General features: G+C 68.6%; 9 protein-coding genes. All 9 read left to right on the top strand.

Going from position 1 to position 8,802, the window contains the following annotated elements; genetic code table 11:
• Positions 1 to 535: 535 nt before the first annotated feature.
• Genes KHO22_RS31320 through KHO22_RS31280 form a run of 9 tightly spaced genes read left to right on the top strand, consistent with a single transcriptional unit; the run spans position 536 to position 8,770 of the window.
• Positions 536 to 2,203: a nitrite reductase gene (locus tag KHO22_RS31320; RefSeq protein WP_211951077.1), complete on the top strand. Its 1,668-nt coding sequence runs from the start codon at positions 536 to 538 to the stop codon at positions 2,201 to 2,203.
• 59 nt (positions 2,204 to 2,262) lie between these two features.
• Complete coding sequence (locus tag KHO22_RS31315) at positions 2,263 to 2,568, top strand: c-type cytochrome (protein ID WP_211951076.1); 306 nt, start codon at positions 2,263 to 2,265, stop codon at positions 2,566 to 2,568.
• A complete protein-coding gene (locus tag KHO22_RS31310) occupies positions 2,550 to 2,903 on the top strand; it encodes a c-type cytochrome (protein ID WP_211951075.1) in 354 nt (117 codons plus the stop codon). Before KHO22_RS31315 ends, KHO22_RS31310 begins: the two co-directional genes overlap by 19 nt.
• Positions 2,849 to 4,090, top strand: coding sequence for a cytochrome D1 domain-containing protein (locus KHO22_RS31305; RefSeq protein WP_211951074.1), 1,242 nt, complete (start codon positions 2,849 to 2,851; stop codon positions 4,088 to 4,090). The genes KHO22_RS31310 and KHO22_RS31305 overlap by 55 nt, the downstream gene beginning before the upstream one ends.
• A gap of 37 nt (positions 4,091 to 4,127) precedes the next feature.
• Complete coding sequence (gene ahbB, locus KHO22_RS31300; RefSeq protein ID WP_211951073.1) at positions 4,128 to 5,111, top strand: siroheme decarboxylase subunit beta; 984 nt, start codon at positions 4,128 to 4,130, stop codon at positions 5,109 to 5,111.
• Complete coding sequence (locus tag KHO22_RS31295) at positions 5,108 to 5,563, top strand: Lrp/AsnC family transcriptional regulator (RefSeq protein ID WP_211951072.1); 456 nt, start codon at positions 5,108 to 5,110, stop codon at positions 5,561 to 5,563. Before ahbB (KHO22_RS31300) ends, KHO22_RS31295 begins: the two co-directional genes overlap by 4 nt.
• A gap of 6 nt (positions 5,564 to 5,569) precedes the next feature.
• On the top strand, positions 5,570 to 6,070 hold the full coding sequence (ahbB, locus tag KHO22_RS31290; RefSeq protein WP_211951071.1) for a siroheme decarboxylase subunit beta: 501 nt from the start codon (positions 5,570 to 5,572) through the stop codon (positions 6,068 to 6,070).
• 31 nt (positions 6,071 to 6,101) lie between these two features.
• Positions 6,102 to 7,265, top strand: a complete 1,164-nt coding sequence (gene nirJ / locus KHO22_RS31285) for a heme d1 biosynthesis radical SAM protein NirJ (RefSeq protein ID WP_211951070.1) — start codon at positions 6,102 to 6,104, stop codon at positions 7,263 to 7,265.
• Positions 7,262 to 8,770 (top strand): nitrite reductase, encoded by a 1,509-nt coding sequence (locus KHO22_RS31280; protein WP_211951069.1) that lies wholly within the window; start codon positions 7,262 to 7,264, stop codon positions 8,768 to 8,770. The genes nirJ and KHO22_RS31280 overlap by 4 nt, the downstream gene beginning before the upstream one ends.
• Positions 8,771 to 8,802: the final 32 nt, after the last annotated feature.

Genomic DNA, 8,802 nt, shown 5'->3' with positions numbered 1-8,802 from the left:
CGCGTTGCGCCAGTTGCGCAGACACACCGTTGTGATGCCTGTCTCCCTGGCCAACTCCGCCACCGACCGGTTCAAGGGCGGCTTCATCTGCTCGACCACCCATTCTTTGTACTCCGCCGGATAAGGTTTCATCTTCCAACCGTTACCGCCCCCCATTGTCCTTCATCGAAAGGCGGCGAGGCGACAACTATCCTGACATGGAGGGCTCGGACAAAAGAGTAAGTCGCCGGCTACGCCGGCGAAACGGCAGCGTCTGCCAAGCACGACAACCCCCAACCCTTCCCCATTCCCGCATCCGGCGAAGAACCAAATTTCTCCAGTGAGCAGGCTGCCGCGCGACGCACTGATGGCGACGGCAGGCGCGACAGCAACCACAAAGGCAGTAAGGCTATAGGCTGCGGCGTTCGCCCTCGTTGACGACAGTCAACGCGGTACCGCGCAATCTTCACGATGATCTCCCTGACAGCCGGTGCAGCAAGGATTACTACAAGAGCACCGGCGCAACGGCTTTCCCCAACCGCTGAAGAGCAGCACTATGAAAGCGAAATCCTGGAGGTTCACCGCGCTTGCGGCCTTGCCGTTGTCCCTCTGGCTGAGCCAGGCCAGCGCGGACACAACGGCAGCGGCGCCTGCCACGCCGCCGACAGCGTCGGCACCCACCCTGACACCTGCCGAATTCGACCATGCCCGGCAGATCTACTTCGAGCGCTGCGCCGGCTGCCACGGCGTGCTGCGCAAGGGCGCTACCGGCAAGCCGCTCACGCCGGACATCACGCGCGCCCGTGGCAGCGAATACCTGAAGACCTTCATCAAGTACGGCAGCCCCGCCGGCATGCCGAACTGGGGCACGTCGGGCGACCTGTCCGATACCGAGGTCGACCTGATGGCCCGCTATATCCAGCTCGATCCGCCGACGCCGCCGGAATTCTCGCTGGCGGACATCGAGAAAAGCCGCAAGAACATCGTGCCCGTGGCCAAGCGCCCGACGCGCAAGATGAACCAGTACAACCTCGACAACCTGTTCTCGGTGACGCTGCGCGACGCCGGCGAGGTGGCGCTGATCGACGGCGACAGCAAGAAGATCATCAACATCGTGAAGACAGGCTACGCGGTGCACATCTCGCGCATGTCCGCTTCGGGCCGCTACCTGTACGTGATTGGCCGCGATGCGCGCCTTGACCTGATCGAATTGTGGCTGCCCAGGCCCGACATCGTCGCCGAGGTCAAGATCGGGCTCGAAGCCCGCTCGGTGGAGACGTCGAAGTACAAGGGATACGAGGACAAGTACGCGGTGGCGGGTTCCTACTGGCCGCCGCAGTACGTGATCATGGAGGGCGACACGCTCAAGCCGCTCAAGGTCGTGTCGACGCGCGGCATGACGGTGGACAACGAGTACCACCCCGAGCCGCGCGTGGCTTCCATCGTCGCGAGCCACTTCCATCCCGAGTTCGTGATCAACGCCAAGGAAACCGGCAAGATCATGATGGTCAACTACGCCGACCTGAACAACCTGAAGACCACCACCATCGACTCCGCCAAGTTCCTGCACGACGGCGGCTTCGATGCGACGGGCCGGTATTTCCTGGTGGCCGCCAATGCGTCGAACAAGATCGCGGTGGTCGACACGAAGGAGGACAAGCTCGCGGCGCTGGTCGACGTGGGCAAGACGCCCCACCCGGGCCGCGGCGCCAACTTCGTGCATCCGAAATTCGGGCCGGTCTGGGCCACGAGCCATCTCGGCGACGAGACCATCAGCCTGATCGGTACCGACCCGGTAGCCCACAAGGCGCAGGCATGGAAGGTGGTGCAGACCGTCAAGGGGCAGGGCGGTGGTTCGCTCTTCATCAAGACGCATCCGAAGTCCTCGAACCTGTGGGTCGATACGCCGCTGAACCCCGACGCCAAGCTCAACCAGTCGGTGGCCGTGTTCGACACGCGCAACCTCGAAGCGGGCTTCCAGGTACTGCCGGTTGCCGAGTGGGCCAACCTGAAGGGCGACGGCGCCAAGCGCGTGGTGCAGGCCGAGTACAACAAGGCCGGCGATGAGGTGTGGTTCTCCGTCTGGGGCACCAAGGACGGCGAGTCCGCGCTCGTGGTGGTCGACGACAAGACCCGCAAGCTCAAGACCGTCATCAAGGATCCGCGCCTGATCACGCCTACCGGCAAGTTCAACGCGTACAACACGCAGCACGACATCTACTGACCGCGCGTGCGGCGCGCAGGGCAAAACCTTGCGCGCCGCCGCGCCACCGGAGCCAAGAGATGCAATCCATCCGAATCCTCATCGCAGCGGCCGCCTGCGTGCTGTTGCCCGCAGCCGCGCACGCGAACCCCGAACTGGCCGCCAGCAAGGCCTGCATGGCCTGCCACAGCGTCGACAAGAAGCTGGTCGGTCCGGCCTTCAAGGACGTGGCCGCGAAGTACAAGGGCAACAAGGACGCGGCCGCGCAGCTTTCTGCTTCGATCCTCAAGGGCAGCAGCGGCAAATGGGGACCTGTGCCGATGCCCGCCAACCGTGTCACCGACGCCGAAGCGGACACGCTCGCCAAATGGGTGCTGACGCTGTAACCGCCCTTGCGCGCGGCGTCGCGCTCGGCATGCTGCTGGCCGCCACGGCGGCCGTCGCAGCGGAGCCGCCGCCGACACGGCGGGCGGAACTTGCGCGGCTGCTGCACGACGACTGCGGCGCGTGCCACGGCATGACGCTGCAGGGCGGGCTCGGCTCGCCGCTGACCGCCGCGGCGCTCGCGGGCAAGCCGCGCGACGGCCTGGTGGCCACCGTGCTGCAGGGCCGGCCCGGCACCGCCATGCCGCCCTGGCAACCCTTCATGACGCAGGACGAGGCCTTATGGCTGATCGAACGATTGCAGGCCGGACAGGCGCCGGCCGTTCCGGGCCGGTAGCCCGCACCGCGCGACAGGCGCGCAAATGGCTCGCGCCGCTTGCGCTGGCCGCGGGGATGCTCACAGGATGCGCGGCGCCGCTACGCGGCACCGGAGATCTCGGCGTGATCATCGAACGCGCCGCCGGCCGCATGCAGGTCGTGGAGACCACGGGCATGACGCAGCTCGCGACCGTGGATGGCCTGGGCGACCTGTCGCACGCCAGCGTGGTGTTCTCGCGCGACGGCCGTTTTGCCTATGTCTTCGGGCGCGATGGCGGACTGTCGCGCGTGGACCTGCTGGAGGCACGCGTGACCCACCGCGTCATGCAGGCGGGCAACAGCATCGGCGGCGCCATCACGCAGGACGGTCGCGTTGTCGCGGCGCAAAACTATGCGCCGGGCGGCATCCGGCTGTTCGACGCGGCCACGCTGGAACCGCTTGCGGACATTCCCGCCATTGGCGAAGACGGCAAGCGCTCCAAGGTTGTGGGCCTGGCCGACCTGCCGGGCCGGCGGCTGGCAGCCAGCCTGTTCGAATCGGGCGAGATCTGGATCATCGACGCCAACGACCCGCGCCGGCCGCAGGTCACGCGCCTGCGCGCGGGCCGCGAGCCCTATGACGGGCTGGTGACGCCGGATGGCCGCTGGTACCTGGCCGGCCTGTTCGGTGAGGACGGGCTGTCGCTGGTGGACCTGTGGCAGTCGCCGCCGATGGCGCAGCGCATCCTCTCCGGCTATGGGCGTGGCACCGCGCCGCTGCCGGTCTACAAGATGCCGCACCTGCGCGGCTGGGCCATGGCACAGGACATGGCATGGCTGCCGGCAATCGGGCGGCACGAGGTCCTCGTCGCCGATCCGGCCCGCGGCTGGAATGAAGCCGCGCGCGTCGCGCTCGCCGGCCAGCCGGTCTTTGTCATGGCGCGCCCCGATGGCCGCCAGGTCTGGGTCAATTTCGCCTTCCCGAACAACGACACGGTGCAGGTCATCGACACCGCGACGCGGCAGGTGGTGCGCACCATGCGCCCGTGCCGTGGCGTGCTGCACATGGAATTCACGCCCAAGGGCGAAGCCGTGTGGCTGTCCTGCCGCGACGACAACCGCGTGGAGGTCTACGACACCACCAGCTTCTCGCGCCTGGCCACGCTGCCGGCCGACAACCCGAGCGGCATTTTCTTTACCGTGCGCGCCCAGCGCTTCGGCATGTAACCCGCCGCATGTCATCCACATGTAAGCCGTCATCGCCATGTACGACGAAGCCCTGCTCTATGACCGTCTCCAACGCGACCTGCCGCTGCACCCGCGCCCTTACCGGCAACTGGCCGGCGAACTGGGCCTGTGCGAGCACCACCTGCTGAGCCTGCTCGCGCGGGATCTAGGCGCCGGGCGCATCAGCCGCATCGGCGCGGTATTCGCGCCCAATGTCATCGGCGTCAGCACGCTTGGCGCGCTGGCGGTCGAACCTGCGCACCTCGACCGCGTGGCCGCATGCGTGAGCCGCTGCAGCGCGGTCAGCCACAACTACGCGCGCAGAGGCCATCGCCACAACCTGTGGTTCGTTGCCGGCGCACGGGACCGGCACGCGCTCGACGGCGTGCTGGCCGAGATCGCGGCAAGAACCGGCCTGCAGCCGCTGGATCTGCCCATGGAGCGCGAGTACCACATCGACCTGGGCTTTTCGCTGCGCGAGGGCCGGGCTCGCCGACCGCGCCGCGCGGTGAAGGCGCCTGCGCCGGTCCAGCCGGACGCCGACGACTGGCGCCTGATCGCCGCGCTCGAAGCCGGCCTGCCGCTCGCGCCGCAGCCGTTCCACGCACTGGCGCTGCGTTCGCGCATTCCGCTCGACCGCATCCTGGAGCGGCTGGCGCAGTGGAGCGAAAGCGGCGTGATCCGCAGGCTCGGCGTGGTCCTGCACCATGGGCGCTTCGGCTACCGGCACAACGCCATGTGCGTCTGGGACGTGCCGGAAAGCCGTGCCGACGCGCTCGGCATCCGGCTCGCGCGCATGCCCGGCGTGACGCTGTGCTACCGCCGTGCGCGCAGCCTGCCGGACTGGCCCTATAACCTGTTCGCCATGATCCACGCGCGCGACGCGCAGACGATGCGCGCCACGCTGGGGCATGTCGAGGAGCAGGTCGGGCTGGCCCAGATGCGCAGCGCGGTGCTGGTCGGCACACACTGCTACAAGCAGCGCAACACGCGCTATGCGCTGCAGCAGGAGCCGTCATGAGCTTCGCTCCGGACGCACTCGATCGCCGCATCATCAACACGCTGCAGCGCGGGCTTGCCTTGACGCACCGGCCGTATGCCGATGCGGCCCTGGCGCTGGGCATCGACGAGGGCACCCTGCTCGCGCGCCTGCGGGCGTTGCTGGACGCCGGCATCCTGACGCGCTTCGGCCCCTTGTTCCAGATCGAGCGCGCCGGCGGCCGCTTCGTGCTGTGCGCGTGCCACGCACCGGAGGACCGGCTGGAAGCGGTGATTGCCGCCATCAACGCCCACCCCGAGGTCGCGCACCACTACGCGCGCACGCATCACCTGAACCTGTGGTTCGTGCTGGCGGTGCGCCGCCCGGAAGACGTCGGGCCCGCGCTGCAACGTATCAGCCGCGCCGCGGGCGTGGAAATCCTGCCCTGCCCGAAAGAGCGCGAATACTTCGTCAATCTCTACCTGCCGGCCTGAACTGCCATGAAGCTGCCTGCCCCCGATGCCATCGATCTCGCGCTGATCCGCGCCACGCAGGGCGGCCTGCCGCTCGTCAGTGCGCCCTATGCCGTGGTTGCCGCGCAGCTTGGCATCCATGAAGACGAGGTCATCGCCCGCCTTGGCGCCATGCAGGCGAGCGGCGCGCTGCGCCGCATCGCGGCCGTGCCCAACCACTATGCGCTGGGCTGGCACGCCAACGGCATGACGGTCTGGGACGTGGACGACGCGTGCGTCGACGCGCTCGGCGAGCAGGTCGGCACGCTGCCGTTCGTCAGCCACTGCTACCGGCGCCCGCGGCGCCTGCCGCTGTGGCCGTACAACCTGTTCGCGATGGTGCATGCCCACACGCGCGAGGAAGCGCAGCCGCTGGTAGCCCGGATCGCCACCGTGCTGGGCGATGCCTGCCGTGCGCAGGACGTGCTGTGGTCCACGCGCATCCTCAAGAAAACCGGCCTGCGGCTGCCGCCGGCCGATCCCCAGTGAACCCGAGTGATACCGAGCTTAGGGAGTAAGCATGTTCCGCCTGTCCCGATTCATGGAAGCGCTGCGCGATGGCGGCCCCGTGCCCGCGCCGCGCAAGCCGGCCGGCCCGGTCGTCATCTGGAACCTGATCCGGCGCTGCAACCTCAACTGCAAGCACTGCTATTCGACCTCCGCCGACACCGACTTCAAGGGCGAGCTGAGCACGGCCGAAGCGCTGGATGTGCTCGGCCAGCTCAAGGCCGCGCGCGTGCCGGCCCTGATCCTGTCCGGCGGCGAACCGCTGCTGCGCGCGGATCTGTACACCATCGCGGCCCGCGCGCGTGCGCTTGGCTTCCACCTGTCGCTGTCATCGAACGGCACGCTGCTCGATGCCGGCCATGCCGCGCGGCTTGCCGCCTGTGGCTTCGACTATGTCGGCGTCAGCCTCGACGGACTGCCGGCCACGCACGACCGCTTCCGCCGCAGCGACGATGCCTTCCGGCAGGCACTCGATGGCCTGCGCACGGCGCGCAACGCGGGGCTGCGCGTGGGGGTGCGCATGACGCTGACGGAGCAGAATGCGCGGGAACTGCCAGCCCTGGTGGCGCTGGCCGAAGGCGAAGGCATCGACAAGTTCTACCTGTCCCACTTCAACTACGCGGGGCGCGGCCGCAGCCACCGCGCCGACGATGCGCGGCACGCCGCCACGCGCACCGCGCTCGACTGGCTGTTCGACCATGTATGGGCGCGCGCGCGGCAAGGCCGCGCGGGCGATTTCGTCACCGGCAACAACGATGCCGACGGTGTCTACCTGCTGCACTGGATCGCCCGGTGCGAGCCGGACCGGCTGGCCGACATGCGCGCGCGGCTGGTCAACTGGGGCGGCAATGCGACCGGCGTCGGCGTTGCCAATATCGACAATCTCGGCAACGTCCATCCCGACACCATGTGGTGGCACGTCACGCTCGGCAATGTGCGCGAGCGCGCGTTCGGCGAGATCTGGGCCGATCGCAGCGATCCGCTCATGGCGGGCCTGGCCGCTTCGCCGCGCCCGCTGCAGGGACGCTGCGCGGCCTGCGCGCAGGTCGGCATCTGCAATGGCAATACGCGCGTGCGCGCCGCGGCGATCACCGGCAACCCGTGGGCGGCGGACCCGGGGTGCTACCTGACGGATGAGGAGCTCGCCAGCCCGCTTGGCGCGGAGGTGGCCGCATGAACAGATTACTGCGATGGCTCGCGGCGTTGCTGCTCGCTGGCCTGTGCCAGGCGCCGGCCTTCGGCGCCGAAGACGTGGCCGGCCCGGCCGCTCTGTACCGCCAGCATTGCGCTGCCTGCCACGGCGCCGACCGGCTGGGCGCGATGGGCCCCGCGCTGTTGCCCGAGAGCCTTGAGCGGCTGCGCCCGGCCGAGCTGGCCGCCGTGCTGCGCGAAGGCCGCCCGGCAACGCAGATGCAGGGCTTCGCCGGCGAACTCGACGACGCCAGGCTGGCCAGCCTGGCGGACTGGCTGCGCACCGGCCCCGCGACCGCGCCGGCGTGGACCGACGCGGAAATTCGCGGCAGCCATGTCGTGTATCACGCAGCGGGCAGCCTGCCGGCCAGCCCTGTGTTCCAGGCCGATCCGGCCAATCTCTTCCTGGTCGTCGAAGCGGGCAGCCACCATGTCAGCGTGCTCGACGGCGACCGCCTGGAGCCGATCCATCGCTTCCGCACGCGCTTCGCGCTGCATGGGGGACCCAAGTTCAGCCAGGATGGCCGCTATGTCTTCATGGCCAGCCGCGACGGCTGGGTCAGCAAGTACGACCTGTGGAACCTGACGTTCACGGCGGAGATCCGCGTCGGCCTGAACACGCGCAACGTGGCGGTCAGCGACGATGGCAAGTGGGTGCTGGCCGGCAACACCCTGCCGCGGACGCTGGTGCTGCTGCGCGCCGACGACCTGTCGCTGGCAAAGGTGCTCGACGTCACGGGCCGCGACGGCCAGGGCTCGCGCGTGTCGGCGGTCTATGACGCGGCGCCCCGGCACAGCTTCATCGCGGCCCTCAAGGACATTGCCGAGGTCTGGGAGATCCCGTATGCCGGCATGGCGTCCGGCACCATCCCGGAGCCCAGGAAGATCGTGCTGGCGGACGTGCTCGACGATTTCTACTTCGACCAGTCGTACCGGCACATCCTGGGTGCGTCGCGCGATGGCGGCGGACAGGTGGTCGATCTCACGCCCGGCCGCAAGGTCGCGGACCTGGCGTTGTCCGGCATGCCGCATCTGGGGAGCGGCATCACCTGGATGCGCGACGGCCATGAGGTCATGGCGTCGCCCAACCTCAGGCAGGGTCGCATCAGCGTGATCGACATGCAGAGCTGGCAGACCATCGCCACGGTGCCGACCAATGGCCCCGGCTTCTTCCTGCGCAGCCACGAGAACACGCCCTACGCGTGGGCCGATGCGATGATGAGCCCGAAGCGCGACACGCTGCAGCTGATCGACAAGCAGACACTGGCCGTGGTCGGCAGCCTCACGCCGAGCCCCGGCCGCACCGCCGCGCATGTGGAATTCACGCGCGACGGCCGCTACGCGCTGGTCAGCCTGATGGAGCGCGACGGCGCCATCGTGGTGTACGACGCGCGCACGCTGCGCGAGGTGAAGCGCATCCCCATGGACAAGCCCATCGGCAAGTACAACGTGTTCAACAAGACCACGCGCTCGTCCGGCACCAGCCATTGAGGCGAATGCCCTGCGCAAAGAAAGGACTCGTG

The organism is Cupriavidus yeoncheonensis (genome assembly GCF_905397275.1).
Classification (GTDB): domain Bacteria; phylum Pseudomonadota; class Gammaproteobacteria; order Burkholderiales; family Burkholderiaceae; genus Cupriavidus; species Cupriavidus yeoncheonensis.
The sequence above is the reverse complement of the archived record's forward strand: the minus strand, read 5'-3'. Positions and strand labels throughout refer to the sequence as shown.

Coding starts and splice junctions, on each gene's coding strand:
- KHO22_RS31295 (WP_211951072.1), top strand. CDS start 5,108: ATGAGCTTCGCTCCGGACGCACTCGATCGCCGCATCATCAACACGCTG.
- KHO22_RS31320 (WP_211951077.1), top strand. CDS start 536: ATGAAAGCGAAATCCTGGAGGTTCACCGCGCTTGCGGCCTTGCCGTTG.
- KHO22_RS31280 (WP_211951069.1), top strand. CDS start 7,262: ATGAACAGATTACTGCGATGGCTCGCGGCGTTGCTGCTCGCTGGCCTG.
- KHO22_RS31305 (WP_211951074.1), top strand. CDS start 2,849: ATGGCTGATCGAACGATTGCAGGCCGGACAGGCGCCGGCCGTTCCGGG.
- KHO22_RS31315 (WP_211951076.1), top strand. CDS start 2,263: ATGCAATCCATCCGAATCCTCATCGCAGCGGCCGCCTGCGTGCTGTTG.
- ahbB (WP_211951071.1), top strand. CDS start 5,570: ATGAAGCTGCCTGCCCCCGATGCCATCGATCTCGCGCTGATCCGCGCC.
- ahbB (WP_211951073.1), top strand. CDS start 4,128: ATGTACGACGAAGCCCTGCTCTATGACCGTCTCCAACGCGACCTGCCG.
- KHO22_RS31310 (WP_211951075.1), top strand. CDS start 2,550: ATGGGTGCTGACGCTGTAACCGCCCTTGCGCGCGGCGTCGCGCTCGGC.
- nirJ (WP_211951070.1), top strand. CDS start 6,102: ATGTTCCGCCTGTCCCGATTCATGGAAGCGCTGCGCGATGGCGGCCCC.